The sequence below is a fragment of the Rhizobium sp. 01N424 genome, assembly GCF_056399485.1.
In genome coordinates this window covers 242,518-269,037 of the sequence record NZ_JBFTRK010000007.1, presented here as the reverse complement: position 1 = coordinate 269,037, position 26,520 = coordinate 242,518, and the positions used below count along the sequence as shown (strand labels likewise).

The following is a 26,520-nucleotide window of genomic DNA, read 5'->3' as shown; positions in this document are numbered from 1 at the left end:
TTTGAGTTGAACTTGAGAGCAGCTGATTAAGAGTCAGCTGCTCTTTTCTTTTTCAGAGATGCCGTATTTCGGCAGGGGTGTTCCACCAGCTGTTATTGCGGCCGTCGAAATGCTGCAGCGGAGCCTCGGCAAGTTCCGACGGATCGAGGTCATCGAGGCAGGCGAGGTTGATCGAGACGTAGTCGCCGCCCACCTCCGCAACATAGCCGTGGCCATAGGGTGCCACGCCGCAGGTGGTGCAGAAGCGGTGATGACCGGACATGCTGCCAAACTGGTAGTCGCCGATACCTGCCTCCTCGCAGGTCAGCCGGAAATCCTCCGGCTTGATGTTGATGCCCCAGTAGCGGCGCTTCCAGCAGATCGTGCAGTTGCATTTGCCGGTACCGGCCTGCAGGTCAATATCGGCTTCATAGCTGATCCGGCCGCAATGGCAGCTTCCATGATAGGTCTTCTTCATCGCCTCTCTCCCTTGCTATCGCAAATCTAATATGACAGCATATTGTCAATATTTAAAATGGACAGCATGTTGTCAATATGAAATCGAAACGAACACCCGAAGGCGATGCATTCGCAGCATTCTCAATCGCGGTATTGCGGCTTGCGGGACATCTGCAGGCGGAAGGCGACACGCTCGCCAGGCCCGCGGGCCAGACCAGCGCCCGCTGGCAAGTCTTGGCCGCAGCCGACCATGCGCCGATGTCGGTCGCCGATGCAGCACGTGCCTTGGGTCTGGCGAGGCAGGGCGTGCAGCGGGTTGCCGATCTGCTCGAAGGCGAGGGCCTGATCGCCTATCGCGACAACCCCGCGCACCAGCGAGCGAAACTCATGGAGTTGACGGAGGCGGGCAGAGTAGCCCTCAGCGACATACAAGGACGCCAGGCGAAGTGGGCGGATCGGCATGGCGGGGAGTTCGGCGAGCAGCGGTTGCGTGAGGCGACTGCGGTAATTGCTGAGGTGCTAGCATCTCTGGGCGGCAAGCAGCAAGCATAGGCTGCTTCGGAAGGCTGCGCATTGCTATCGGTAAGGAACTTCCTTACATTCATCGTGAGGTGAGCAATGATCACAAGCAAGATAACGAGCAAAGCACAGACAACCATTCCGCAGGCTGTGCGTTCTGCACTGCGCCTTCGGGAAGGCGATTCCATTGTCTATACGCTCGAGGATGAAAACCGTGTCGTGATATCGCGCGCAGCTGAGCCGCTTGCCGACGATCCGTTCGCGACCTTCTCCGAGTGGGACAGCGAAGCTGACCGGAAGGCCTATGCCGATCTTTGAGCAGGGCGACATCGTAAGGGTGCCTTTCCCTTACACCGACCGCGACACGCGCCAGCGCCGCCCGGCGCTGGTCGTTTCGGCTGGCGCCCTCGGAGAGAACGAGGCGTTGGTGTGGGCCGTAATGATCACCTCAGCAGAAAACCGCCCGTGGGTTGGAGACGTCGCGATCGACGATCATCATGCCGCCGGCCTGCCAGCGCCGTCTGTCGTCCGTCCGGCCAAGATTGCGACTGTCGAGACGGGACAGATCGACAGGATCGGCCGGTTGCCCGATGCGACGCTCTCGGCTGTCATGTCTACAATCCGAGCCATATTGGCAGCTGATGACTAAAGCGGCCTGTTGATATTCTTATACGTCTCTCCAAGCTGCTTCAGCCGCTCGTCATAGGCCGTCTTGATGCAGGCCGCGTCCGCCTGGCATTCCTGGCGTTTCTTCAGCCAGGCCGTCTGCTCGTCCTGCAGCGTGCCACGCGAGCCCATGGCGAGCAGGCCGGAGAGCAGGTCGAAGGTGGTAACCATCTTCACATCTGCATCGTTAAGCGCCCGGTTGTCGCAGATCGCCTTCTCGTCGGGCTTCAGTTCCTTGGCATCGCAATCGAAGCTCGCTGCATTCGCAACCGGTACGAAGATTGGGAGGAGAGTGAAGGCGAGGGCGATAGTGGCGGCTTTCATGCAGTTGATTCCTGTTTGCGGGTACGGCGCTCAGAGGAACGCCCGGATCAGGAAGATGATGCAGCAAGCCCAGACGGCAAGGATGAAGATCAATCCGGTGCGGCTGACCGGGCGTTCCGCACGCTCTGCCGCCTGCGCCCGGAGTTCTGCCATCAGCGGTGGCGGGATGAGCCGGACCGCAAGCAGAATGCCGAGCGGCACGATGATGATGTCGTCGAGATAGCCAAGAACAGGAATGAAATCCGGGATGAGGTCGACCGGTGACAGCGCATAGGCGGCGACAGCGCCGGCAACGGCTTTGGCATGCCAGGGGACGCGCGGATCGCGTGCTGCGAGCCACAGGGCGACAATGTCACGCTTGAGTGACTTGGCCCATATTTTCGCTTGGCTTATCAGGCTCATATGAGCATTTCCTGAATCAATGTGGCAGGCTCCTCAATTGCTTTTTCGCATGCTCGCTTCTTCCATGCTTCCGCCCTCTTTCCTTTCTAGCGTCCGGCGCTACAACACTGATCCTTGTAGCATTTCAGAAGGAAATACGATGCTTCTGTCGAAACGTTCGTTTGTCCCGCTCTTTGCGCTCGCCGTGCTCCTGCCGCTCGGCGCGCAGGCCGAGGATGCGAAAACCGTGCCGCAGAGCCAGATGCAAATGCAGCTCTCCTTCGCGCCGCTCGTGAAGCAGACATCCGGTGCGGTCGTGAATGTCTATGCCGAGAAGACCGTTCAGCGGCAGTCGCCTTTTGCCGGCGATCCCTTCTTCGAGCAGTTTTTCGGCCAGCAGATGCCGAACCGTTCCGAGAAGCAGTCCTCGCTCGGCTCCGGTGTCATCGTCGAGGCAAACGGCACCGTCGTCACCAACAACCATGTCATCGAAGGTGCTGACGACATCAAGGTAGCGCTGTCGGACGGGCGCGAGTTTCCCTGCAAGGTGGTACTGCGCGATGACCGCCTCGATCTCGCCGTCCTGAAGATCGAGACCAAGGCCAATTTCCCGACGCTGCCAATCGGCAACTCCGATGCGGTCGAAGTCGGCGATCTCGTTCTGGCGATCGGCAATCCGTTCGGCGTCGGCCAGACGGTGACCTCAGGCATCGTCTCGGCGCTCGCCCGCAACCAGGTGGTCAAGAACGAGTTCGGCTTCTTCATCCAGACCGATGCCTCGATCAACCCCGGCAATTCCGGCGGCGCGCTGATGAACATGAAGGGTGAGCTGATCGGCATCAACACTGCGATCTTCTCGCGCGGCGGCGGTTCCAACGGCATCGGCTTTGCCATCCCAGCCAATCTCGTCAAGGTCTTCCTGACCTCGGCCGATGCCGGCGTGAAGTCTTTCGAGCGGCCCTATGTCGGCGCCACCTTCGATGCCGTGACGTCAGAGGTCGCCGAGGCGCTCGGCCTGGACAAGGCCCGTGGCGCGCTGATCGTCAAGGTCACCGATGGCAGCCCGGCGCAGAAGGCCGGCCTCAAGGCAGGCGAGATCGTCACCGCCGTCAACGGCATTCCCGTCGAGCATCCCGATGCCCTTCTCTACCGCCTGACAACGGCCGGCCTCGGCAACACCGTCAAGCTTGGTGTCGTCGAAAACGGCGGCGAGCAGGAAGTGGCGCTGAAGCTCGATCGTGCCCCGGAAACCTCGCCGCGCGACCAGCGCACCATCGGCGGCCGCACGCCCTTTACCGGCACCGTCGTCGAAAACCTGTCGCCGCGCGTTGCCGACGAGCTGCGCATGCCGACGGAATCATCAGGCGTCGTCGTTTCCGAGGTCAAGGAAGACTCTCCGGCCGCCCGTCTCGGTTTCGAGCCGAAGGATATCATCGTTGCCATCAACGGCACGCCGGTGCAGACGACCGAGCAGCTGTCGCAGATCGCTGCGGACGATGCAGGCCTCTGGCGTGTCGAGATCGAGCGCGACGGTCAGCGGATCAGGCAGTTCTTCCGATGAGCAATGATCTGTTCGCCCCACGCGTTCCAGACGAGGTCGCCAACCGGCGGCCTCTTGCCGATCGCCTGCGGCCGCAGACGCTGTCGGAAGTCGCCGGTCAGGAGCATCTGACCGGTGAGGACGGCGTTCTCAGGCGGATGATCGAAAGCGGATCGCTGGGATCGATGATCTTCTGGGGGCCGCCCGGTACTGGCAAGACGACGGTGGCCCGACTTCTCTCGGGCGAGGCGGGGCTGGCCTTCGAGCAGATTTCGGCGATCTTCTCCGGTGTCGCCGATCTGAAGAAGGTGTTCGAAACCGCGCGGCTGCGGCGGATGGATGGACGCCAGACGCTACTCTTCGTCGACGAGATCCATCGCTTCAACCGGGCGCAGCAGGACAGCTTCCTGCCGGTCATGGAAGACGGCACCGTCATTCTCGTTGGTGCGACGACTGAAAACCCGTCTTTCGAACTCAACGCCGCTCTCCTGTCGCGTGCCCGCGTCCTGACCTTCAAGTCGCATGGCGAGGAGAGCCTCAGCGAATTGCTGACACGCGCCGAAGCCGTCGAGCAGAAACCGCTGCCGCTGACCGATGACGCGCGGGCAAGCCTGCTGCGCATGGCAGACGGCGATGGCCGGGCGATCCTGACGCTGGCCGAGGAGGTCTGGCGCGCGGCAAGGCCGGGCGAGGTCTTCGATACCGAGGGCTTGACGCGCATCGTCCAGCGCCGGGCGCCGGTCTACGACAAGGCACAGGACGGCCACTACAATCTGATTTCGGCGCTTCACAAATCGGTTCGCGGCTCCGATCCCGATGCCGCTCTTTACTATCTGGCGCGCATGTTCGATGCCGGCGAGGATCCTCTCTATCTCGGCCGCCGGCTGGTGAGGATGGCCGTGGAGGATATCGGCCTTGCCGATCCGCAGGCGCTGGTCATCTGCAATGCCGCCAAGGACGCCTACGATTACCTCGGTTCCCCGGAAGGCGAACTGGCGCTGGCGCAGGCCTGCGTCTATCTGGCCACGGCACCGAAATCCAACGCCGTCTATACCGCCTTCAAGGCCGCGACCATGGCCGCCAAGCAGAACGGCTCGCTGCTGCCGCCCAAGCACATCCTGAATGCGCCGACCAAGCTGATGAAGGACGAAGGCTATAACGACGGCTATCGCTACGACCACGATGAGCCGGACGCCTTTTCAGGTCAGGACTACTTTCCGGAAAAGATGGGCCGCAAGACCTTCTACGATCCGCCGGAGCGCGGCTTCGAACGGGAGATCCGCAAACGGCTGGAATGGTGGTCCAAGCTCCGCAAAGAGCGTAATCCGCGCTGAACCTACAGGGCGGCGGCTTTACGAAGCCTTCTTCTGAGCGCCAGGCGCTGCGATCACCTTGACGGCGGATTCCGCCAGCCCGTGATGGCCTTCCATATCGACGATCAGGTGCCAGTGGCCGCTGTCGGGGATCACCATCTTGACCGGTGATTTCTTGGCGACGCCGCCGATGTATTTGAAATCGAGAACTTCGGTGAAGCGCTGGAATTGCGGCGCCGTCATCAGGCGGACATTGTTGACCGCATTCAGCGCCACCTCGACGATCGTCCCGGCGCGCTGTTCGTGAAGGTCGTAGTGCTTGAAGCGGAAATTCGGCTTGGTCATCGGTCTCAAAAACTGGCTGCTGTCCGACGGCAATCTTAGTCTGTGCCAGTTAAAGAAAAGTTTGGCAGCCTGTGCGGGAAGGCTCCCGTCTTGGCACAACGGGAGCCTGCGCCCTCAATGCAGCCGGGGCTCGCTCGCTTCGAAGACGCTGAGTTCCGTCACGATCCCGTCTGCAGCTCGGCAGATCTCCGCCGGGTTGTGATTGCACTCAGCGGCAGCGAAATGAAGGGCGGCGGCCTCGTTGATGAAGAGGCCGCCGACCAGCCCGTCGCGGTCGGCAACGATCCACTGTCCGCGCCTGTTCCTGCCGATGGTGAAGCGGGCCGGCGCGGTGTTGCGTTGAAGCGGATCGGCGGACGCGCCGGAAGAAAGACGTGACATCGATATGTCCTTTCGAGATGTCTGGCTTACCGTTCAAATCTATGAAGAGACGGATTGCCTTTCCATTCGGCGCCGTGGCCGAATGTATAAGATTGTCATAGGGATAATGCGCGTTTCGGCGTGGCGGCGAAGGGCATCAGCGCCGCGGCGACCGCCTCTCTTGCTGCATCATCGGCGGCAACGAGCGGCAGGCGAACGTCTGCGCCAATGCCCGGATAGGCAATCAGCGCATATTTGATACAGGCAGGGTCGCCGCCGATCGCATCGATCAGCGCCGTCATACGATCGGCAAGCGTGAGCGCCGCAGGCAGGTTGCCGCAGGCCGCGGCATGCTGAAGCGAGGTCACGAGTTTCGGAAGCACATTGCCGACAGGCGCAATCACGCCGTCGCCGCCACAGGCAAGAAAGGCCGGAGCGCCGAGCGCATTGCCCGTGAAGAGATGAAGGCGATCCCGGTAGCAGGCGAGCGTTGCCATATCGCCCTCGATGTCGAGCAGGCCGAAGATCGTGCCATCGGCAGAAAGCACGTCGAGCGTCGATGGCAGAAGCGGCGAGGCCGTCCGCGCAGGATCGTTGACGATGATCAGCGGCAGGTTGGTGACCGCTGCCAGTTCGCCAAAGTGATGCAGAATGCCTTTCTGCCCCGGCTTCGAATAGTAGGGGACGGTGACCAGCGCCGCGCTGGCGCCGAGCGCTTCGGCCCGTCGCGTCGCCTCGATGGTCTGCGCCGTACAGTTGGTGCCGGTCGCGGCAAGAACGGGAATGCGGTCATCGGCAACGCGCAGCACTGCCGAGAGAACCTTGTCGCGCTCGGCCTGCGAAAGCGCCGGGCCTTCACCGGTGACGGTTCCAACCGCAAGCGCGCCGATGCCGCTGGCGATCTGCCATTCGGCCAGCATCTCGAGTGCCTTGATGTCGAGCGCGCCGTGGCGGAAAGGGGTGACGAGCGGGGTGATGGCGCCGGAAAGGCGCAGCGAGAGATTGGATCGCATCCAGGGGCTCAGATCCAGCTGACGATCACATAGAGTTCGACGCAGGCAAGAATGACTCCGAACAGCATCAGCACCTGGGCGGTTCGCCGTTCACGCATGGCGCTGGCCTTGACGGCTCGGCGGGGCCGGTCGCGAAGCGGATTGGCGGGCATGACGTTGCGCATGGGATTACCTCTGCATTCTTCACAGAGGTTAAGGCCGCCAGGCGTAGGAAATCCATTCCGGGCAGCCGCGCGTCATATATGAAAAGAATAAATGGCACAGGCCAGAAGCCATGCGGCTGAATCGGAGGTGCCGCTAGCTTGTTCGCCTGTTCTCGATATCGAGCTGCGAGGTCAGCGCAAGCACCACCTCGGACACCGGCGTCGGGACCGATGCCAAACGGCCGAGAGACACGACCATGCCGCTCAGCGGCACGATCTCCAGCGCCTTGCCGGCGAGAAGATCCTGCAGCATCGAGGTTCTGACGGCGCCGATATGGCGCGATTGCTCAAGGCGCTCCTCGATGGTGATCGAGAATGTGGCGCCGAGCGCGGTTCCGACGGCACGAACCTCGTTCATGATCTTGCCGACCATGTCGTAGAGCGCCGGGTCCGCCATGATATCGGTCATCAGGGCGCGCGTCAGCGCGCTCAGCGGATTGAAGGCGGCGTTGCCGGTCAGCTTGTTCCAGATGTCGTCGCGAATGCGTGGGGTTGTGGAGACATTCAGCCCGGCGCCCGTCAGCAGGCTCTTGATACCCTCAAGATCGGCGCTCATTTCGCCGGAGGGTTCGCCGAGGATATAGCGGCCATTGTTCGACAGCTGGATTTCGCCCGGCCTGACGACCTCGGCGCCCTGCATCGCCACGCAGCCGATGACGCGTTCTGGGCCGATAAGCCGCCACAGCCGCCCGGCCGGGTCGAGTTCCTCGAACTGCAGCTCGGAATGTTGGCTCTGGCTGTCGCGGTGGAAGTACCACCAGGGAATACCGTTGAGGATCATCATTACCCGCGTTCCCTGCTTGAGGAGCGTGGCGATCCCTTCGGCGGCATCGCCGAGCTGGTGCCCCTTGAGGCCGGTAATGATCAGGTCCTGCGGGGGCAGGGTGGACGGATTATCCGTAGCGGTGATCTCTACCGTGATCGGTTTCTCGCTGCCCGCCTCGAACAGCCGCAGGCCGTTTTCGCGGATGCTTTTGAGATGTGCGCCACGTGCCACCGCCGAAACGGTGACGCCGCTATCCGCAGACGCCAGCTTGGCCGCGATGGCGCCGCCAAGCGCACCGGCGCCGTAAACGCAGATCGATTTGAAGGACATTGGGGGAGGTCTCCGCGAAAATGTAATCGTCGCGTTAGACTTAGGTCATTCGCAAGCGATGGCGAATGACAATTTTTCACGAGCGCCCAAATTAGTGCGCAGTTGCGCCATCGACGAGCTCGTTGCGGCGCAGCTCATCGATTGCTGCGACAGCATCTTCGGCCGACCAGCCGGCGCGCAACGCAGCAGCCACCATCTTGATCTCGACTTCCTGCTCAAGCGCCAGGAACAGCGGCTCAAGTGCTTCCTGAACAGTCAGCGTATGCTCGTGGGGTGGGGCGACGGTCTGGTGTGCGGCAATGCTAGGCATCTCAGCGGTACTCCTCTCCGTTGGCAATGATGGTGATAAAGATGACATGAATCCGTCACAATGCGCGGCGGTGGAAAAGGTTCCACATTTTGTTTCAAACCATATGCATCTTGTTCTTTCGCCCCGCCTCTGCCTTCTTGCGCCTTTAGCCTTACACTCGATTCGCTGTTCCGCAACGAGGGCGGGGCATGAGTGAGGCATCAAAGGAGAGTACGATGAGCGACGCCAAGAGCGGCATTTCGGGACTGCGGCCGCGTATCACTGTCATCGGCGTCGGCGGCGGTGGCGGCAATGCGATCAACAACATGATCGCAGAAAATCTTGAGGGTGTCGATTTTATCGCCGCCAATACCGATGCCCAGGTGCTCGCCACCTCCAAGGCCTCGCGCCGCATCCAGCTCGGCGCCCATGTCACCGAAGGCCTTGGCGCGGGCTCGCTGCCTGAGGTCGGCCATGCGGCTGCCGAGGAATCGATCGACGAGATCATGGATCATCTGGCCGGTTCCCACATGTGCTTCGTCACCGCCGGCATGGGCGGCGGCACCGGTACGGGTGCCGCACCGGTCATCGCCCACGCGGCACGCCAGGCAGGCATCCTGACCGTCGGCGTCGTCACCAAGCCCTTCACCTTCGAAGGTAACCGCCGTATGCGCACGGCCGATGTCGGCATCGAGGCACTGCGCCAGGCAGCCGATACGGTCATCGTCATTCCGAACCAGAACCTGTTCCGCATTGCCGATGCCAAGACGACTTTTGCCGATGCCTTCATGACAGCCGACCGCGTTCTCTACGCCGGCGTCGGCTGCATCACCGATCTGATTGTCAAGGAAGGCCTGATCAATCTCGACTTCGCTGACGTCAAGTCGGTCATGCGCGGCATGGGCCGGGCAATGATGGGCACCGGCGAAGCGGCAGGCGAAGGCCGCGCCATGAAGGCCGCGGAAGCCGCCATCGCCAACCCGCTGCTTGACGACATCTCGATGAAGGGCGCTAAGGGCGTCCTGATCTCGATCTCCGGCGGCTCCGACATGACGCTGTTTGAAGTCGATGAAGCGGCAAGCCGCATCCGCGACGAAGTGCAGGACGATGCCGATATCGTCGTCGGCGCGATCTTCGACCGCAATCTCGACGGCAAGTTCCGTGTCGCAGTTGTCGCAACCGGCCTCGATGGCAATGGCGCGCCAGCAGCTCCGGGCCACGCCGCGCAGCAGGTTCCGATCCGTACGCTGCAGTAAGTCGCCGCTCGGTGATCAGCCGGTTGTCGCCAACCGGCTGATCACCACTTCCATGAAGGCCCTCAGCCTCGGCAGTCGCTTCAGATCGCGATGATAGCCGAGGAATGTATCACGCCCCGGTGGCGCCTCCGGAACGTCGACGCGTTCCAAGCCTTCAAAACAGTCGCCGAGCGGCCGCGGCAGAACGGCCATTCCAACGCCGAGGGCGCAGAGCGCTGCCTGCACATCGCGATTGTTGCTCCGCATGGTGATCGTCGCCTTCGGGAACATGCGGGTCACCCAATGCACATCGGGCATCTCGGCAAAGGCCTCGTCCATGGTGACGATGGCAAAGCCGCTGCCGTCGCCTGCCGTTGGGTGAGGGGTGCCTTTCGCAACGTAAAGTCCATAGCCGATATGCACCAGCTTGCGTGAGATCACCTCCGGCTCGGTGAATGGCTTGATGCGAAACACTAGATCGGCCTCGCGCCGGGACAGGTTGAGTAGCCGCGCATCCGTCAGCAATTCGACCGAGACCTTCGGATGCGCCAGCGAGAATTCCGCCAAGACAGGCGTCAGCATGTGAAGGCCGAACCAGTCCGAGCATGAAATCCGCAGCATTCCCTCAAGCGATCGCGTGCTGCCCTGCAGTTGCCGCTCCAGCGCAACGGCTTCCTCTTCCATCCGCAACGCATGCTGCAGAACGATGCTGCCCTCGTCTGTCAGCACGAATCCGTCGGCCGTTCGCTGGAACAGCATGTGACCGGTCGCAGCCTCCAGCGCCTTGAGCCGCCGCCCCATGGTCGGTTGTGTCTGGCCGAGCCTGCGGGCGGCCGCACCCAGCGTGCCTTCGCGGGCAATCGCGAGAAAGATCCTGACGTCGCTCCATTCCATGATCGCCTCATTCAATAATGAATGGAGATCATGCGATATCTTTGATTTTCATTCAATCGTGTTGGGAGGATCATCCGCTCATCGAAAACGGAGTGACCGATATGAACACGATGAAAGCCCTGATCCTCGAAAACCACAATGCACCGTTCCGCCTGGCCGAGATCGCCCGCCCGAAACCGGGTGCAGGCGAAGTGCTGGTGCGCATCAAGGCGAGCGGCGTCAATCCGCTCGACACCAAGATCCGCGCAGGTGCCGCAGAGCATGCCCGCCAGCCGCTGCCTGCCATTCTCGGCATCGACATGGCCGGTATCGTCGAAGAGGTTGGTCAGGGAGTTTCCGGCTTCCGCCCCGGCGACGAAGTCTATGGCATGACCGGCGGTGTCGGCGGCGTGCAGGGCTCGCTGGCGGAATTCGCGGCGGTCGATGCCCGCCTGCTGGCGATCAAACCCGCAAACCTGACGATGCGCGAAGCCGCCGCCTTACCGCTGGTCTTCATCACCGCCTGGGAAGGCCTGGTCGACCGCGCTGCGGTGAAGTCCGGCCAGACGGTACTGGTTCTCGGCGGTGCAGGCGGCGTCGGCCATGTCGCGGTGCAGATCGCCAAGGCATTCGGCGCCGAAGTCTACGCCGCCGATGGTGCGGCCAAGGCTGATTACATCCGAAGCCTCGGCGCCACGCCGATCGATCATGCCGCCGAAAGCGTCGAGGACTATGTCGCCAAGTACACTGGCGGCAAGGGCTTCGATATCGTCTATGACACCGTTGGCGGGGTAGGACTCGATGCCGCCTTCAAGGCCGTCAAGCGTTTCGGCCATGTGGTGACCAGCCTTGGCTGGGGCACGCATGCGCTGGCTCCGCTTTCCTTCAAGGCGGCCACCTATTCCGGCGTCTTCACGCTGCTGCCGCTCCTGACCGGCGAGGGCCGCGAGCACCACGGCGAGATCATGCAGGAGGCAACCAGGCTTGCCGAAGCCGGACAGCTGGCCCCGCGTCTCGACGCCCGCCGCTTTGCGCTCAATGAAACCGCCGATGCTCATCGGCTGATCGAGGAGCGCCAGGCCAAGGGCAAGCTGGTGATCGATATCGGATGAGACGAGAAACGCCGCCCGTCATAAACGGGCGGCGTTTTCGTGTAGGCGACCTGCCTCAGGCGGCGAAATCGGTCGAAACGGCCAGCGCCCGCCAAGTGGAAAGTTCCTGCTCGACGAAGGCATTCTTCTCGCTAAGCTTGGCCACCGTATCGCTGCCGAAGGGCATGCGCAGCGGCGGGTTTTCGGCTTTCACCAGCGTCACGATGCCGGCTGCGAATTTCGCGGGATCACCCGGCTGGGCGTGATTGGCACTGGCGGCAAAGTCCCGCATGTTGCCGGCCGGTGTTCCCACATAATCCGGGATCGAGGCCGGGCTGATCGACAGCGAATTGTCGGCCAGGAAATCGGTGCGGAAGAAGCCGGGCTCGACGATGGTGACCTTGATGCCGAACGGCTCGATCTCCGTCGCCAGCGATTCCGAAAGACCTTCGACCGCAAACTTCGTCGAGCCATAGACGCCCCAGCCCGGATAGCCCGCATAGCCGCCGATCGACGAGAAGTTCAGGACATGGCCAGAGCGCTGACGGCGCATATGCGGCAGCACTGCGCGGGTGACCTTCAACAGGCCGAAGACATTGGTCGCATAAATCTTCTCGATCTCATCGGCGGTGGCTTCCTCGACGGCGCCGAGCAATCCGTATCCTGCATTGTTGACCAGAACGTCGATGCGGCCAAAGCGCTGGACGGCCGCTGCCGCTGCTTCCTGCGCCTGTCGCTCATCGGTGACATCGAGCGCAATGGCCAGCAGGTTGGGGTGGTCGCCGATGGCATCGATGACGGTCTTCGGATTGCGGGCAGTGGCGACGACGGCGTCACCTGCGGCAAGCGCTTCCTTGGTCATCAGCGCGCCAAAGCCGCGGGATGCACCAGTGATGAACCAGACTTTCATGACACGTTCCTTTCAGATCTCTCTTCGGTGTGAGCGCCGGTTTCTCTGTGCCGGTAAGGAGAATTTGACCTGAAAGCCGCTCATGCATAAGATTCGTTATTTTCCGAATTATGCTGAGTGAAATTCATCAATGCGTGCGACCGATCTCTCCGAAATGGCGGCCTTCGCCGCCGTTGCCCGGCATCTCAGCTTCCGCAAGGCAGGCGAGGAAAGGGGCGTGACGGCTTCGGCGATCAGCCATGCGGTGCTCAATCTCGAAGAGCGAATCTGCATCCGGCTGCTCAACCGCACCACCCGCAGTGTCTCGCTGACGGAAGCCGGATTGCTCCTCAAATCGCATCTCGATCCCGCCTTCGGCGAGATCAGCTCGGCGCTCGATGCGCTGAACAAGTTCCGCGACACGCCCTTCGGCAAGGTGCGCCTCAACGTCGCCAATTCGATCGCGCCTTTCGTCATCGGCCATATCATTGGTCCGCTGCTGTCGAAGAACCCCAATCTGCAGCTGGAGATCAGCGCCACCGACCGGCTGGTCGATATCGTCGAGGAAGGCTTCGATGCCGGCATCCGCTTCGGCGAGCGCGTCACGGAGGGGATGATCGCGCTGCGCATCCGCTCGCGCCTGCGTCTCGTCGTCGTCGGTTCGCCCGCCTATTTCGAGCACCGCCCGAAGCCCCTGACGCCGCATGATCTGAAGCGCCATCTCTGCATCCAGAACATGTATCCCTCCGGCGTGCGCTATCCCTGGGATTTCGAGCGCGACGGGCAGGCGATCACCTTCAACCCGAACGGGCCGCTGTCGCTCGACGATCACGAGCTGATGACCCAAGCCGCCCTCGGCGGCGTTGCTCTCGCCTATGTCTGGGAAAACCGCGTCGCAGAGCATGTCGCCGCCGGGCGTCTGATCAAGGTACTCGACGACTGGTGCCAGCCGGAGGAGCCGCTCTACCTCTACTATCCCAGCCGCCGCCACATGTCGGCCGGCTTCCGGGCGCTGATCGAGGCGATCAGGGCGGAGCAATCTGGAAATTTCGCCGTTTTGCCCTACATCAATCCTGTTACCTCCAGCCTCCCAGAGGCACTTCCCAAAGATCAGGAATAGACCATGTCCCAAGACAACGCCCCCGTCTGGTTCATCACCGGCTGCTCGACAGGCTTTGGCCGCGAGCTGGCCAAACTCACCATCGCCCGCGGCTGGCCGACCATCGTCACCGCCCGCGAAAAGGCGCGCGTCGCCGACCTTGCCGAAGGCCATGACAATGCGCTCGCCATCGCTCTCGACGTCACCGACAAGGGACAAATTGCTTCTGCCGTGAAGGCTGCCGAAGAGCGCTTCGGCCGCGTCGACGTTCTCGTCAACAATGCCGGCTACGGCTACCAGTCCTCGATCGAGGAAGGCGACGACCAGGAAATCCGAGATCAGTTCGAAGCCAATGTCTTCGGCCTCTTCGCCATGACCCGCGCCGTGCTTCCCGGCATGCGCACCCGCCGCCGCGGCCACATCATCAACATCACCTCGGTTGCCGGCTTCATCGGCTTCCCGGCCTCTGGCTATTACTCGGCGAGCAAGCATGCCGTCGAAGGCTTCTCGGATTCGCTCGCTGCCGAAACGGCGGCACTCGGCATCCAGGTCACCTGTGTCGAGCCCGGACCGTTCCGCACCGATTGGGCCGGCCGTTCGCTGCGCCAGACCGAGAGCAAGATTGGCGACTATGCCGAGACCGCTGCCGGCCGGATGAAGCAGACGGCGGGCTATAGCGGCCAGCAGCCGGGCGATCCGGTGCGCGCTGCAGAAGCGATGATCAAGATCACGCAAGTCGAGAAGGCGCCGCGCCACCTCGTGCTCGGCGCCTTCGGCTACGAGGCGGTCACTAGGAAGCTTGCCGAGCGTCTGGCGCTCGTCGAAGCCTGGAAGGAAACCAGCATCGGCGCTGATTTTCCGAAAGACTGACCGGAAGACGCAGCAAGCCTTTGACTTCTGCGGCCGTCCTGTCCGATGATCGGGCAGGGCGGCCGTTTGGTTTCGGAGGGATGAATGCGTGACCGGTTATTGTCTGCAGCAGCTGGCGTGAGGGCGGCCGGGTTTGCATTGGCACTGCTGCCGGGCTTGTTGGTTGCGGCGGATGCCGGTGCCGCCGACATCCCGCCGCAGAGCGCGCAATCGAAACAGCAGGTCGAGGAATTGGCCGGGCACTGGAAAGAGCATTTCGCCGATGCTGCCACCCCGGAAAAATGCGCCGCGGCCTTCCGTAGTTTCATGGCTGGTAATCCGGAGCCCGCGCGCGTGCAGATCCGTCACATGGATGCCGATGGCGTCGAGGCTGACCTCATCTGGCCTGCCCGTCTTCACCACCCGCTCGGCCGCCGCGGCATCCTCTATGTGCATGGCGGCGGCTTCCACGGCGGCTCGCCGCGCACCCACCGGCTGCTGGCCGGTTCTCTCGCCAAGGCTGCCTCCTCCGATGTGCTGGTGATCGACTACCGGCTGGTCCCCGAGGGCCGCTATCCCGCGCAGATCGACGATATCAGGACCGCCTATCGCTGGATGCTGGAAAACGGCTATGAGAGCGGTAACATCATTCTCGCCGGCGATGGTACCGGCGCCAATCTGGCGATCGAGGCCGTTTTGCGCCAGAAGAGGGCCGGCCGCCAGCTGCCCGCCGCCGTCATTGCGCTCAGCCCGGTGACCGATCTTTCGGCCAGCGGTGCCTCGATGATGTCGAATGCCGCCACCGATCCCGTCATCACCAAGGCTGGGATCGAGGCGCTGGCCAAGCCCTATCTGGGCGCGACGGCGCCTGACAATCCAGACGTTTCGCCGCTATTTGCCGATCTCTCGGGCCTGCCGCCGCTCTTCCTGCAGGTCTCGGACAGCGAAGCGCTGCTCGACGACACCCTGCGGCTTGCCGACAAGGCGAAGGCGGCAGGTGTCGAGGTGACGCTGGAGGTCTGGCCGGGCCTCATCCACGGCTGGCAGCTCTTCCCGCATCTGCTTGCCGATGCCGACAGTTCGAACCAGCGCGTCGCCGAATTCGCCATGCGCCACTTTGCCGACACCCCGCAGCAATGATTTTCAAGGAGACCGATGATGGTTAAGGCAGCCTATGTGCTTGGTACGCTCCTGGTGCTGGTCGGCGTCGTTTGGATCGGGCAGGGCAGCGGCTATTTCCCCTATCCCGCCGAGAGCTTCATGATCGACCAGACGCCCTGGATCTATTGGGGCGCGCTGGCGGCCGTCCTAGGCGCCGCAGTGATTGTGCTGGCGAGGCGGCGCGGCCGATAAGGCCGGCTAGCCGATGTGACGTCGGGGTTTAGCGTTTCGAACTGCTATCCTGTCCTCGCGCCCAAAACGGCTAGCCATTCACCGCGTGTCCGCGCAGTGAATGGCTTTGGTCCGCCAAGTGTAAGTTCTGCTTCGGCCGCATTTTATCGGGGCGACAAGTGCAGAGTGAATAAGCGTGCCGCTTACACAGGATTGCAGGTCATCCCGCTGCGGCGTGCATTGTCGATGCAATCGCTGCGGTTCGAATAGCCCTGAGATGACGCGGCGACAATCCGGCCATTTGATGCTGTCCGCCGCCAACGCCACCCGTCAGCGCCGTTATAAATCTCCCAGGTATCGCCGTTTGGATCCTTGCAGCTCGCCATCTTTTCCTCCCGTCACCGTTGCGTGATCGGGCAAACCTAAGCGAGAAAAGCCGCTCGCTCTACGAACTGGCTGCAGCCGCTGGATGGTGAAGAAGACGGTGGCGATTGCAGCCTCAGACCAGCCCGTCGATCGGCCGTCCGATGGCAAGCGACTTGCGCAGATTGGGATCGAGCCGTTCGGCGTAAACGTGGTCTGGCGCGGCACCGAGCGCGTCGAGCATTTTGGAGAAGAAGCAGCGCACAGCCGCAGCGGCGGTGATGTCGAAGATCTCCGCGTCCGAAAGCCCGTGCTTCTTCAGGGCATCGACATCCTGCTGGGTGACGGTCGTGGCATCGCGCACCACCTTGGCGGCAAACGCCATGATCGCCCGCTCGGCCGCATCGACCGGCGCCTTCTCAGCCCCACCCGCCGTCGCCGCCAGCCCGTCATTGGTAAAGCCCTCGCGCAGCAGCACGGAACCATGGGCCAGCATGCAGTAAGACGATTTGAGCTCCCGCGCAGCAGCCAGCGTCACCAGCTCATAGCGCCTCAGCGTCATATGGCTGCGAATACTGGACAACAGCGCCCCCCAATGCTCCATCACCTCCGGCCGGTGCCCGAAGGCGCGGTACATGTTCGGCAGGTAGCCGTAACTGGCCTCTGCAGAAGCGTACATCGACGCGGTCTTGTCGTTCTCGGATGCATGGGGCGTATGAATGAAGGCCATGGCGCGATCCTCCTTCGCTGAGACAAAGAGGATAGTCCAAAATGCCGGTGCGGCAAGCGGGTCGGAGTTGGCAGTGGTGCGGCGCTGGCCAACCTCGTCCTTCGAGGCTGCGCTCTAGCGAGCTTCGCACCTCAGGATGAGGTTGGAGTGGGTGGTGCGGCAGGTCGTCAGGATCGTCGTGATACAGACGCCGCAGCTCCTCGCGAAAACAGGCTGGCACAAACGATCAGCCCTCATCCTGAGGCGCGCAGGCGAAGCCGGAGCCTCGAAGGACGAGGGAGGGTTGCAACCGAAACACCCGCTATGGTAGATTTAAGCCGCGGTTGGGGCGCGCGATGGAAGTGACTGTCTACATTCTGAGATGCCGCGACGGCGCCTATTATACCGGGCTGACCAAGCAGAATATCGAGGCCCGCTTATGGGAGCACAATGCTGGTGTCTACGACGGCTACACCGCCAAGCGCCTGCCCGTCGAGCTCGTCTTCACCGAAACCTATGACCGCATCATCGATGCCATCGCCCGCGAGCGCCAGATCAAGGGCTGGTCGCGGCGCAAGAAGGACGCGCTTATAGCACTGGACTATGAGGGGTTGCCGGGACTGTCAAAGCGTGGACCGGTTGCGGCTAAGTCGTGAGGTGGCCAGCCTCGTCCTTCGAGGCTGCGCCCTATCGGGCTTCGCACCTCAGGATGAGGCTGGAGTGGACGATTGCACGACGATCAGCCCTCATCCTGAGGCGCGCAGGCAAAGCCGGAGCCTCGAAGGACGGGGGCGGGTGAATGTCTTGGCCAGCCCCGTCCTTCGAGGTTGCGCCCTGCCGGGCTTCGCGCCTCAGGATGAGGCTGGAGGGGGGGGCGCGATGGAGTTTTCGCCGTTGAAGTTGCCCGACGGGTTCGCTGTTACCTCAACGCTCCCAAAACGATGGCACGACGACCAGCCCTCATCCTGAGGCGGCGCAGGCAAAGCCGAAGCCTCGAAGGACGGGGGCGTGTGATGTGGTGGCCAGCCCCGTCCTTCGAGGCTGCGCCCTGCCGGGCTTCGCACCTCAGGATGAGGCTGGAGGGGTGCCGCATCAGGCTGGTGGCAATATCGCCCCAAGCAAAAAAAATAAGGGCGCCGAAAGCGCCCTTATCACATCATCGTCAGTTCAAATCTCAGCTGCAACCACTCGTCGCGCCGCAGGTATCGCATTTCTCGCACGTCCCATTCCGCACCATCGTGAAGTTCTGGCACTCGGAGCACATGTTGCCCGTGTAGCCCTGCATGATGGAGCGGGCGCGGCGTTCGGCTTCGACCTTCTTGGCTTCCGTCTTGGCGGTCGCAGCGTCGGCGGCAGCCTTGTCGGAGAACAGGGCGGTTGCCTGCTGCTGGCTTTCGGTGGCGATCTCCTCGATCACTTCCTCGGCGATCTCTTCGGCCAGTTCCTTGGCGCGCTCCTCGTAATCGCGCTTGAAGGCGACGATTTCGGAGGTGGAGATGGCAACCGTTGGTTCCAGCTTGCGGGCGGCAGCGCCGGCAAAGGAGGTGACGGTCGCGGTCGACGAGGCGCGGGCCGGAGCGGCGGTCGCCGAACCCTTCGGTTCGCCGGCAGCCTGGCGTTCGCCGTTCGAGACCAGCGTCGGCTTATAGCCGCGGGTCCAGCCGGTCGAGACGAGGTTCGTCTTGCCTTCCTGGATGCCCTTGCCGAGAGCCGTGTTCGAGAAGTCGGACGTATCGACATGCGCGAGGTCATGGCGGCCGAGATAGGAGACAGCCAGTTCGCGGAACACGTAGTCGAGGATCGACGTGGCGTTCTTGATCGCATCGTTGCCGATGACCATGCCGGCCGGTTCGAACTTGGTGAAGGTGAAGGCCTCCACATATTCTTCGAGCGGCACGCCATACTGGAGACCCAGCGAGATGGCGATGGCGAAGTTGTTCATCATCGCACGGAAGGCAGCGCCCTCCTTGTGCATGTCGATGAAGATTTCGCCGATGCGCCCGTCGCCGAATTCGCCGGTGCGGAGATACACCTTGTGTCCGCCGACGGCAGCCTTCTGGGTGTAGCCCTGGCGGCGGTTCGGCAGCTTTTCACGTTCGCGGGTGACGCGTTCGACCACACGCTCGATGATCTTTTCAGTGATCGTTACGGCCTGGGCCGCGACCGGCTGCTGCAGCAGATCCTCGAGCGCATCCTCGTCGCTTTCGTCCTCGATCAGCGAGGCGTTCAGCGGCTGCGACAGCTTGGAGCCGTCGCGGTAGAGGGCGTTCGCCTTGAGGCCGAGCTTCCAGGAGAGCATGTAGGCGCTCTTGCAATCGTCGACTGTTGCATCGTTCGGCATGTTGATCGTCTTGGAGATCGCGCCGGAGATGAACGGCTGGGCAGCCGCCATCATGCGGATGTGGCTGTCGACCGAGAGGTAACGCTTGCCGATCTTTCCGCATGGGTTGGCGCAATCGAAGACGGCGAGGTGCTCGTTCTTCAGGAACGGTGCGCCCTCAAGCGTCATAGCACCGCAGACGTGAACGTTTGCCGCCTCGATGTCCTTCTTCGAGAAGCCGAGATGGTCGAGCAGGTTGAAGCTCATGTCGCCGAGCTGCTCGTCGGAAACCTTCAGGGTGCCCTTGAGGAAATCGGTGCCGAGCGTCCACTGATTGAAGACGAACTTGATGTCGAAGGCCTGCTTGAGCGCGCCGTTGACTGCTTCGATCTTCTCGTCGGTGAAGCCCTTGGCCTTCAGCGAGCCAGGGTTGATGGCCGGTGCCTGGTTCAGGTTGCCGTGGCCGACGGCGTAAGCTTCGATCTCGGCGATCTGGCTCTCGGAATAGCCGAGCGTGCGCAGCGCTTCCGGAACGGCGCGGTTGATGATCTTGAAGTAGCCGCCGCCGGCGAGCTTCTTGAACTTCACCAGTGCGAAATCAGGCTCGATACCAGTCGTGTCGCAATCCATGACTAGGCCGATCGTGCCTGTCGGCGCGATAACGGTTGCCTGAGCGTTGCGGTAGCCATGCTTTTCGCCGAGCTCAAGTGCCTTGTCCCAAGCGCTCTTGGCGTGTGCGGCCAGATCCTGATCCGGGTTTTCGGAGTGGATCAGCGCGACCGGGTTGATCGACAGGCCCTCGTAGCCAGACGTCTCGCCATGGGCGGCACGACGATGGTTGCGGATGACGCGCAGCATGGCTTCGCGGTTCGGCTTGAACATCGGGAACGGACCGAGTTCAGCGGAGATTTCGGCCGACGTGGCATAGGAAATGCCGGTCATGATCGCCGTCAGCGAGCCAGCGATGGCACGGGCTTCGTCGGAGTCGTAGGGAATGCCCGACGACATCAGCAGGCCGCCGATATTGGCGTAGCCGAGGCCGATCGTGCGGTATTCGTAGGAGCGCTCGGCAATCTGCTTCGACGGGAACTGCGCCATCATCACCGAGACTTCGAGAACGACGGTCCAAAGGCGGACGGCATGCTCGTAATCGGCAATATCGATGCGCTTGGTCGCCGCGTCCTTGAACTGCAGCAGATTGAGCGAAGCAAGGTTGCAGGCCGTGTCATCGAGGAACATGTATTCCGAGCACGGGTTGGAAGCACGGATCGGGCCGGCCGCCGGGCTGGTGTGCCAGTCGTTCATCGTCGTGTTGAAATGCAGGCCCGGATCGGCCGATGCCCATGCGGCGTAAGAGATCGACTCCCAGAGGTCGCGGGCCTTCAGCGTCTTCATGACCTTGCCGTCCTTGCGGGCGGTCAGGTTCCAGTCACCGTCGTTCTCGACAGCGCGCAGGAAGTCGTCCTTGATCGAGACCGAGTTGTTGGAGTTCTGGCCCGAAACCGTCAGATAGGCTTCCGAATCCCAGTCGGTATCATAGGTCTTGAACTCAAGGTCCTTGTAGCCCTGGCGGGCGAACTGGATGACGCGGCCGATATAGTTTTCCGGAACCTGGTCCTTCTTGGCAGCGCGGATTTCGCGCTTCAGGGCAGGGTTCTTGTTGGCGTCGAAGCAATCGCCGTCATCGCCGCCGTCGCAATTGACGCAGGCCTTCATGATCGCCTTCAGATGCTTGGCGACGACCTTGGAACCGGTGACGAGAGCCGCAACCTTCTGCTCTTCCTTGACCTTCCAGTTGATGTATTCCTCGATATCCGGATGGTCGATATCGACGACCACCATCTTGGCCGCACGGCGGGTCGTGCCGCCGGACTTGATGGCGCCGGCAGCGCGGTCGCCGATCTTCAGGAAGCTCATCAGGCCGGAGGAACGGCCGCCGCCGGAAAGGCGTTCGCCTTCGCCGCGCAGGTAAGAGAAGTTGGAGCCGGTGCCGGAGCCGTACTTGAAGAGGCGGGCTTCGCGGACCCAGAGGTCCATGATGCCGCCTTCGTTGACGAGATCGTCTTCAACCGACTGGATGAAGCAGGCATGCGGCTGCGGATGTTCGTAAGCCGACTTGGACTTGGTCAGCTTGCCGGTGAACGGGTCGACATAATAGTGGCCCTGGCCGGGGCCATCGATGCCATAGGCCCAATGCATGCCGGTGTTGAACCACTGCGGCGAGTTCGGGGCAACGCGCTGTGTGGCAAGCATGTAGGCAAGTTCGTCGCGGAAAGCAGAGGCATCTTCCTCGGACGAGAAATAGCCGCCTTTCCAGCCCCAGTAGGTCCAGGTGCCGGCGAGGCGGTCGAAGACCTGACGGGCGTCGGTCTCGGAGCCGTATTGCTGATCCTTCGGCAGATCCTTCAGCGCCGCTTCATCGGCAACCGAGCGCCACAGGAAGGAAGGAACGTCGTTTTCCTCGACCTTCTTCAGCTTGGCGGGCACGCCGGCCTTGCGGAAATACTTCTGCGCCAGAATGTCGGCGGCAACCTGCGAAAACTGCGCGGGAACATCGATGTTCTCGAGGCGGAAGACGATCGAACCGTCAGGGTTCTTGATCTCGCTGGTCGCCTTGCGGAATTCGATCTCCGTATAGGCGCCCTGATCTGCCTTCGTAAAACGCCGTTCGATGCGCATGTTGCCTAACCTCTAGATTGCGCGCCCCGTCCCCGATGACCAAGGCGCAAGTTTCCTCATCCGGCAGCGCCGTAAAGAGCGCAGCCAGTTCTCGTATCCGTATCGTGACAGGGGTGTCATCCGGAGATGTCCTTCCTGTATCTTGTGGTGATGATGGCTGCTAGCACTAAATATAGTATTAACAGCTTATTTTCGCCAGCCCCGGATGTTGTTTTTTGGAGCCAAAAAATCGCGCGCAAAAGCCGTCGAGGTGCACACCCGCGATGGATACAACACCCTGATTCTACGCTCGTTTTTTGAAGAGAACCGGCCTCGTTAGTTCCGGTCCAGCTGCCGCCGCAACATCGAAGCCTATTAAGTTTGAAACAGGCGATTCCGTCAAGGGGTGGTTTTTAACGAAGCGTTCACCACAAGATATTGTGGATGGGGCTGTGGACAGTGGGGAAAAGCCCGGAGGCCTTGTTTTTCAAGGGCTTGCAGCGGCTTGAGCCGCCAATGATACCGGTGTCATCAAAAAAACACGAATTTCCAAATCTTGCGATGGCTATTGCACCCCAAATCGGCATTGCGATTCGGAATGCGAAGAACGCTCAGATCGCGTCCAGCGCGATCGTTACGGTGGCGATGCCGATCGCTGCGCCATTCTCGTCGCGGATCGTGAAACTTGCCTGTGTTTCAAGGATTTGCGTGACATCGTCGCGTTCGGCGCGGTCGATGAAGATCTCATCCGAATCGCTGGCGAAGGTTCTCAGATATTTATTTTCGTCGCCCTGCCAGTAATCGACGGTTGGACGGCTCTCGCCGACATTCAGTCCGTTTTTATCGGTCACAAAGAATTCAATGATGATGCCCTGCGAATTGTCCTGTTCGGCCTTGAGATATCGCGAGACCGGTTTCGCCGAGAGATTGGTCAGCATCTGGTACTGACCGGTCTCGATCTCGGCACGGTAGGTGGAGTCGAGTACCTGGATGTCGGTTTTGCTGACATCGCCGAATTTGATGTTCTGGTCCTTGATAGCCTTCATGACAACAGGATCCTTGATCATCGGCCGCACGACCTTATCGACATATTCCCGGACGACCGAGATATAGGCAGGTTCTGCAAGGGCAGGGGAAAAGACAGCAGTTGGCAGGATCGAAAGCCCTGAAGCCACGACCGCAATAACCCAACCCCGGTACCGCATTACCCTTCCTTGCTGCGCGCCCAGAGGCACGCCGTTGCCGGTATATATCTGTGGCAGGTCAGATTTGCCGGCGCGCCCTTGTGCCGGTAATCTGTGGATGCCCTTGCCGAGCACCCACTATACGTTCGCAATATTACTAAGATAACAATCAATACCCGCACCAGCTGCGCCGGTCGGAAATATCATCTTTAGGTTTATTTGGGGCCTTTTGCAATCGGTTCCTGATAGGTGAAGCCCATATCCCACGGGAAATAGATCCACGTATCCTGGCTGACCTCGGTGACGAACGTATCGATCGTCGGCACGCCCTGCGGCTTGGCGTAGACGCAGGCAAAATGCGCCTTCGGCAGCATGCGGCGCACCTGGGCGGCGGTCTTGCCGGTGTCGGTCAGGTCGTCGACGACGAGAATGCCTTCGCCGCCATTCTGCTGCAGTTCCGGTGCGATACCCTTCAGCACGACCATTTCGCCCTGGTTGACGTAATCGTGGTAGGAGGCGACGCAGACCGTTTCGATCAGCCGGATGTTCAGTTCGCGGCAGATGATCGCTGCCGGAACCAGCCCGCCGCGGGTGATGCAGACGATGCCGGTGAATTCCTTCTTCAGCCCGGCGATGCGCCAGGCCAGAGCACGGGCGTCGCGGTGGAACTGATCCCAGGAAACGGGAAAGGCTTTATCGGGAAGGGACATGGGGCTGCTCCACGGCATGAAAGAAAGACCGCCGGCGACCTGGGGCTGACACAAACGCAAATCGCGCAGCCGGGGCTGCGCGAAAAGTGCCGGAACCCGTCACCGGTCGCCTGAAATAGCGGGATTTGCGGTCAAAACGCAAGTCCCGCCCTAATGTCATCAACGGGAGAGCAGCGTCAGCGCCGTCATCGACTGCAGCAGCGACTTCGTGGTGCCGCCAAAAATCAGCTGCCAGAGCCGCGAATGGGTATAGGCGCCCATGACCAGCAGATCGATGCTGTTGTCGGAAAGCCGGTTCTCGATGACCGAGGATGCGCTCTTGTTGGCGCTCTCGGCGGTGGCGAGGCTGACCTTGACGCCATGGCGGGCCAGATTTGCGGCAATGTCGGCTCCTGCCATACCGGCACTCTGCGTCGCCGTATCGACCGGATCGACCGAGAACACCTCGACTTCGTCTGCGGCTTTGAGGATCGGCAGGGCATCCAGCGTGGCGCGCGCCGCTTCCTTCGAGCCGTTCCAGGCAACCAGCACCCGCTTGATCGGCTTCGGCGTGCGCAGGATATAGGGGATCATCAGCACCGGACGTCCGCTCTCGAACAGGAAGCTGTCGACATCGACATGGCTGTCAGAAGGCTTGGCGGGGTCGGCCTGCGAGGCAATCAGCAGGTCGGCGCTGCGGGCGGTTTCGATCAGCGGCGCCGAGCCGTAGCCGGTCGCAGTCGCAAAGCTGCGCCATTCGAAGGGCACGCCGCCCGCCTCCGCCTTCTGCCGGAAGATGCGCTCGACCTCGAGCGTCTCGGAATGCGCCATGTCCTGCAGCGCCTGAACGGCAACCGGATCCGGGATCTCCATCGGCGCAACCAGCGGAACCGCAGACAGCGTCTCGGCATGCAGCCCGATCACATGGGCATTGTTTGCCGCTGCAATCGAAAACGCGAAATCTGCCACGGTCGCGCTGTTATCGGCAGTATCGAGAATGGCCAGTATGGTTTTGTAGGACATATCAATTCTCCTTGGGCGGCTGAGATGAACTTCCGCGTCTAAAGAATGCTTTCGATGGTGCTCCGGTTCCTTGACTGAGATCAAAGGCTTGGCGGCAAAAGGCCGCGTGTCTCAGGCTTCGGCGGAATGGTTCTCGCCAATCGCCTTGGCCTTGCGGATATCCTCGATCATCGCTTCGACCTCCTTGCCGGCCGCGTCGATGACATCCTGCGAGCGGCCGCGCACGACGATCTCGGTCGAGAATTTCTGGCCGACATAGCGCGGATAGGAGCCGATGCTGGTTTCGGGATGCGCCTTCTGGATCGCTGCCAGCGGCGTACCGATATCACCCTCGCCATAGGGGCAGGCGATCGCCAGCGACAACACCTTGGTGCCCGCTCTCAACGTCGGCAGAACATTGCCGATCATCGCCTGGAAGACCTGCGGCACGCCGGCCATCACATGGACATTGCCGATGATGAAACCCGGTGCTGTCGAGACCGGATTGTCGATATGGGCAGCACCCCGCGGCATCCGCGCCATCCGCTGGCGGGCTTCGGTGAACTCCATCTCGCGGCGTTTGTACATGTCTGCGAGCAGTGACATTGCCTTCGCATCGTGTTCGCAGGGCACGCCGAACGCTTTGGAAATGGCATCCGCCGTGATGTCGTCGTGGGTCGGGCCAATGCCGCCGGAGGTGAAGACGTAGTCGTAGCGGCCGCGCAGCGCATTCAGCGCCTCGACGATCGCGTCCTCCTCGTCGGCGACGATGCGGACCTCCTTGAGATCGATGCCCGATAGCGTCAGGAGATCGGCGAGATAGCCGATATTCTTGTCCTTGGTACGGCCCGAAAGCAGTTCGTCGCCGATGGCGAGCATGGCGGCAGTCACGATGGTCTGATTGGTCATGGAAACAGTCCGGAATGAAAATCGTCCGCTATAGGTAGCGCCGATTGCGCCGCTTGCAAATGCGGCGGAAAAACTGTTCGAAAATCACAAAAATAAGACAGCAAGCACTTTTGCGTCTTCATACAGTGAACACTGAGTTCTGTTTAGGCGGGCTGTGCCATGGACGCGCGGCTGATAGAACCGGCACCGGTTACAAACCCAATCAACCCAGACGGAGCTTGAAATGGCAAAAGTCCTCGTTCTCTACTACTCGGCTTACGGCCACATCGAAACCATGGCCTATGCCGTAGCTGAAGGCGCGAAGTCGGCTGGCGCCGACGTCACCGTCAAGCGCGTACCGGAGCTGGTGTCCGAAGACGTCGCCAAGGCTTCCTATTACAAGCTCGACCAGAAGGCCGAGATCGCAACCGTTGACGAACTCGTCGAATATGACGCGATCATCGTCGGCGCCGGTACCCGCTTCGGCACCGTTGCCTCGCAGATGCGCAATTTCTGGGATCAGACCGGCGGTCTGTGGTTCGGCGGCAAGCTCGTCGGCAAGGTCGGCTCGATGTTCACCTCGTCGGCTACCCAGCACGGTGGTCAGGAATCGACGATCCTCGGCTTCGTCCCGACCTTCCTGCACCACGGCATGGCTTATGCCGGCCTTCCCTATGCCTTCCAGGGCCAGATGGGCACTGAGGAAGTCAAGGGCGGCTCGCCCTACGGCGCTTCGACGATCACCAACGGCGACGGCTCGCGCCAGCCTTCCGAGATCGAACTCGAAGGTGCACGCTTCCAGGGCGCTCACGTTGCAAAGCTTGCAGCCAAGCTCGCCTAACACCTATTGAC

31 protein-coding genes are annotated in these 26,520 nt (G+C 61.6%); 13 read left to right on the top strand and 18 right to left on the bottom strand.

Going from position 1 to position 26,520, the window contains the following annotated elements; all coding sequences use genetic code 11:
• Positions 1-52: 52 nt before the first annotated feature.
• A complete protein-coding gene (locus tag AC1DNK_RS19245) occupies positions 53-457 on the bottom strand; it encodes a GFA family protein (RefSeq protein ID WP_477942853.1) in 405 nt (134 codons plus the stop codon).
• A 77-nt stretch (positions 458-534) separates the two neighbouring features.
• Between AC1DNK_RS19245 and AC1DNK_RS19240 the strand changes: the two genes are divergently transcribed.
• The 3 genes from AC1DNK_RS19240 to AC1DNK_RS19230 all read left to right on the top strand — a co-directional run bounded on the left by AC1DNK_RS19240 (position 535) and on the right by AC1DNK_RS19230 (position 1,606).
• Positions 535-990: a MarR family winged helix-turn-helix transcriptional regulator gene (locus tag AC1DNK_RS19240; RefSeq protein WP_477942851.1), complete on the top strand. Its 456-nt coding sequence runs from the start codon at positions 535-537 to the stop codon at positions 988-990.
• A gap of 66 nt (positions 991-1,056) precedes the next feature.
• A complete protein-coding gene (locus AC1DNK_RS19235) occupies positions 1,057-1,275 on the top strand; it encodes a type II toxin-antitoxin system PrlF family antitoxin (RefSeq protein WP_112387900.1) in 219 nt (72 codons plus the stop codon).
• Positions 1,262-1,606: a type II toxin-antitoxin system PemK/MazF family toxin gene (locus AC1DNK_RS19230; RefSeq protein ID WP_477942849.1), complete on the top strand. Its 345-nt coding sequence runs from the start codon at positions 1,262-1,264 to the stop codon at positions 1,604-1,606. Before AC1DNK_RS19235 ends, AC1DNK_RS19230 begins: the two co-directional genes overlap by 14 nt.
• Here AC1DNK_RS19230 and AC1DNK_RS19225 read toward each other — a convergent pair.
• Positions 1,603-1,947 carry a lysozyme inhibitor LprI family protein gene (locus tag AC1DNK_RS19225; protein ID WP_477942847.1) on the bottom strand — a complete coding sequence of 115 codons (345 nt, stop codon included), beginning with the start codon at positions 1,945-1,947 and terminating at the stop codon, positions 1,603-1,605. The two genes, AC1DNK_RS19230 and AC1DNK_RS19225, sit on opposite strands and share 4 nt — an antisense overlap.
• 30 nt (positions 1,948-1,977) lie before the next feature.
• Positions 1,978-2,349 carry a YkvA family protein gene (locus tag AC1DNK_RS19220; protein ID WP_112513870.1) on the bottom strand — a complete coding sequence of 124 codons (372 nt, stop codon included), beginning with the start codon at positions 2,347-2,349 and terminating at the stop codon, positions 1,978-1,980.
• Between the two features lie 139 nt (positions 2,350-2,488).
• On the opposite strand from AC1DNK_RS19220, the gene AC1DNK_RS19215 reads away from it, so the two are divergent.
• Both AC1DNK_RS19215 and AC1DNK_RS19210 read left to right on the top strand, forming a co-directional pair.
• The gene (locus AC1DNK_RS19215) at positions 2,489-3,889 is read left to right on the top strand and encodes a DegQ family serine endoprotease (RefSeq protein ID WP_477942844.1); all 1,401 of its coding nucleotides are present in this window, start codon (positions 2,489-2,491) and stop codon (positions 3,887-3,889) included.
• Entirely contained in the window at positions 3,886-5,202 is a 1,317-nt protein-coding gene (locus AC1DNK_RS19210) for a replication-associated recombination protein A (protein WP_112539766.1), read from the top strand. Before AC1DNK_RS19215 ends, AC1DNK_RS19210 begins: the two co-directional genes overlap by 4 nt.
• 18 nt (positions 5,203-5,220) lie before the next feature.
• Here AC1DNK_RS19210 and AC1DNK_RS19205 read toward each other — a convergent pair whose 3' ends face one another.
• The 6 genes from AC1DNK_RS19205 to AC1DNK_RS19180 form a co-directional block, all read right to left on the bottom strand.
• Entirely contained in the window at positions 5,221-5,526 is a 306-nt protein-coding gene (locus AC1DNK_RS19205) for a DUF1883 domain-containing protein (protein WP_112387906.1), read from the bottom strand.
• Positions 5,527-5,640: 114 nt separating this feature from the next.
• Entirely contained in the window at positions 5,641-5,907 is a 267-nt protein-coding gene (locus AC1DNK_RS19200) for a hypothetical protein (RefSeq protein WP_477942842.1), read from the bottom strand.
• 95 nt (positions 5,908-6,002) lie between these two features.
• Positions 6,003-6,899 (bottom strand): dihydrodipicolinate synthase family protein, encoded by an 897-nt coding sequence (locus tag AC1DNK_RS19195; RefSeq protein WP_477942840.1) that lies wholly within the window; start codon positions 6,897-6,899, stop codon positions 6,003-6,005.
• Between the two features lie 8 nt (positions 6,900-6,907).
• Positions 6,908-7,063: a hypothetical protein gene (locus AC1DNK_RS19190; RefSeq protein WP_477942838.1), complete on the bottom strand. Its 156-nt coding sequence runs from the start codon at positions 7,061-7,063 to the stop codon at positions 6,908-6,910.
• A 133-nt stretch (positions 7,064-7,196) separates the two neighbouring features.
• Positions 7,197-8,198: a ketopantoate reductase family protein gene (locus AC1DNK_RS19185; protein WP_477942836.1), complete on the bottom strand. Its 1,002-nt coding sequence runs from the start codon at positions 8,196-8,198 to the stop codon at positions 7,197-7,199.
• A 91-nt stretch (positions 8,199-8,289) separates the two neighbouring features.
• Positions 8,290-8,508 (bottom strand): hypothetical protein, encoded by a 219-nt coding sequence (locus AC1DNK_RS19180; protein ID WP_477942834.1) that lies wholly within the window; start codon positions 8,506-8,508, stop codon positions 8,290-8,292.
• Positions 8,509-8,723: 215 nt separating this feature from the next.
• On the opposite strand from AC1DNK_RS19180, the gene ftsZ reads away from it, so the two are divergent.
• Positions 8,724-9,743, top strand: coding sequence for a cell division protein FtsZ (gene ftsZ / locus AC1DNK_RS19175; RefSeq protein WP_477942832.1), 1,020 nt, complete (start codon positions 8,724-8,726; stop codon positions 9,741-9,743).
• Positions 9,744-9,758: 15 nt separating this feature from the next.
• Here the strand turns inward: ftsZ and AC1DNK_RS19170 are convergent, their stop codons facing one another.
• Entirely contained in the window at positions 9,759-10,616 is an 858-nt protein-coding gene (locus tag AC1DNK_RS19170; protein WP_477942831.1) for a LysR family transcriptional regulator, read from the bottom strand.
• 101 nt (positions 10,617-10,717) lie between these two features.
• On the opposite strand from AC1DNK_RS19170, the gene AC1DNK_RS19165 reads away from it, so the two are divergent.
• Positions 10,718-11,707 carry a zinc-dependent alcohol dehydrogenase family protein gene (locus AC1DNK_RS19165; RefSeq protein ID WP_477942829.1) on the top strand — a complete coding sequence of 330 codons (990 nt, stop codon included), beginning with the start codon at positions 10,718-10,720 and terminating at the stop codon, positions 11,705-11,707.
• 55 nt (positions 11,708-11,762) lie between these two features.
• Here AC1DNK_RS19165 and AC1DNK_RS19160 read toward each other — a convergent pair whose 3' ends face one another.
• Positions 11,763-12,596, bottom strand: coding sequence for an oxidoreductase (locus AC1DNK_RS19160; RefSeq protein ID WP_477942827.1), 834 nt, complete (start codon positions 12,594-12,596; stop codon positions 11,763-11,765).
• A 130-nt stretch (positions 12,597-12,726) separates the two neighbouring features.
• Between AC1DNK_RS19160 and AC1DNK_RS19155 the strand changes: the two genes are divergently transcribed.
• The 4 genes from AC1DNK_RS19155 to AC1DNK_RS19140 all read left to right on the top strand — a co-directional run bounded on the left by AC1DNK_RS19155 (position 12,727) and on the right by AC1DNK_RS19140 (position 15,876).
• A complete protein-coding gene (locus tag AC1DNK_RS19155; RefSeq protein WP_477942825.1) occupies positions 12,727-13,695 on the top strand; it encodes a LysR family transcriptional regulator in 969 nt (322 codons plus the stop codon).
• A 3-nt stretch (positions 13,696-13,698) separates the two neighbouring features.
• Positions 13,699-14,544: an oxidoreductase gene (locus AC1DNK_RS19150; protein WP_477942824.1), complete on the top strand. Its 846-nt coding sequence runs from the start codon at positions 13,699-13,701 to the stop codon at positions 14,542-14,544.
• 84 nt (positions 14,545-14,628) lie between these two features.
• Entirely contained in the window at positions 14,629-15,663 is a 1,035-nt protein-coding gene (locus AC1DNK_RS19145; protein WP_477942822.1) for an alpha/beta hydrolase, read from the top strand.
• 18 nt (positions 15,664-15,681) lie between these two features.
• On the top strand, positions 15,682-15,876 hold the full coding sequence (locus AC1DNK_RS19140) for a hypothetical protein (RefSeq protein WP_477942883.1): 195 nt from the start codon (positions 15,682-15,684) through the stop codon (positions 15,874-15,876).
• Positions 15,877-16,058: 182 nt separating this feature from the next.
• Here the strand turns inward: AC1DNK_RS19140 and AC1DNK_RS19135 are convergent, their stop codons facing one another.
• Together AC1DNK_RS19135 and AC1DNK_RS19130 are read right to left on the bottom strand one after the other, a co-directional pair.
• Complete coding sequence (locus AC1DNK_RS19135; protein WP_112387917.1) at positions 16,059-16,241, bottom strand: DUF1508 domain-containing protein; 183 nt, start codon at positions 16,239-16,241, stop codon at positions 16,059-16,061.
• Between the two features lie 113 nt (positions 16,242-16,354).
• On the bottom strand, positions 16,355-16,948 hold the full coding sequence (locus AC1DNK_RS19130; RefSeq protein ID WP_477942820.1) for a carboxymuconolactone decarboxylase family protein: 594 nt from the start codon (positions 16,946-16,948) through the stop codon (positions 16,355-16,357).
• Between the two features lie 335 nt (positions 16,949-17,283).
• Here AC1DNK_RS19130 and AC1DNK_RS19125 point away from each other — a divergent pair, with 335 nt between their 5' ends.
• Entirely contained in the window at positions 17,284-17,583 is a 300-nt protein-coding gene (locus tag AC1DNK_RS19125) for a GIY-YIG nuclease family protein (protein WP_477942818.1), read from the top strand.
• Between the two features lie 518 nt (positions 17,584-18,101).
• Here AC1DNK_RS19125 and AC1DNK_RS19120 read toward each other — a convergent pair.
• The 5 genes from AC1DNK_RS19120 to AC1DNK_RS19100 all read right to left on the bottom strand — a co-directional run bounded on the left by AC1DNK_RS19120 (position 18,102) and on the right by AC1DNK_RS19100 (position 25,689).
• Positions 18,102-21,926, bottom strand: coding sequence for a vitamin B12-dependent ribonucleotide reductase (locus tag AC1DNK_RS19120; protein WP_112387920.1), 3,825 nt, complete (start codon positions 21,924-21,926; stop codon positions 18,102-18,104).
• A 590-nt stretch (positions 21,927-22,516) separates the two neighbouring features.
• The gene (locus tag AC1DNK_RS19115; RefSeq protein ID WP_477942816.1) at positions 22,517-23,110 is read right to left on the bottom strand and encodes a PDC sensor domain-containing protein; all 594 of its coding nucleotides are present in this window, start codon (positions 23,108-23,110) and stop codon (positions 22,517-22,519) included.
• 194 nt (positions 23,111-23,304) lie between these two features.
• The gene (gene gpt, locus AC1DNK_RS19110; protein ID WP_112387922.1) at positions 23,305-23,799 is read right to left on the bottom strand and encodes a xanthine phosphoribosyltransferase; all 495 of its coding nucleotides are present in this window, start codon (positions 23,797-23,799) and stop codon (positions 23,305-23,307) included.
• Between the two features lie 159 nt (positions 23,800-23,958).
• Entirely contained in the window at positions 23,959-24,801 is an 843-nt protein-coding gene (locus AC1DNK_RS19105; RefSeq protein ID WP_477942814.1) for a universal stress protein, read from the bottom strand.
• Positions 24,802-24,912: 111 nt separating this feature from the next.
• Entirely contained in the window at positions 24,913-25,689 is a 777-nt protein-coding gene (locus AC1DNK_RS19100) for a competence/damage-inducible protein A (RefSeq protein ID WP_477942812.1), read from the bottom strand.
• A 223-nt stretch (positions 25,690-25,912) separates the two neighbouring features.
• On the opposite strand from AC1DNK_RS19100, the gene wrbA reads away from it, so the two are divergent.
• Complete coding sequence (gene wrbA, locus AC1DNK_RS19095) at positions 25,913-26,509, top strand: NAD(P)H:quinone oxidoreductase type IV (RefSeq protein ID WP_477942810.1); 597 nt, start codon at positions 25,913-25,915, stop codon at positions 26,507-26,509.
• Positions 26,510-26,520 lie beyond the last annotated feature (11 nt).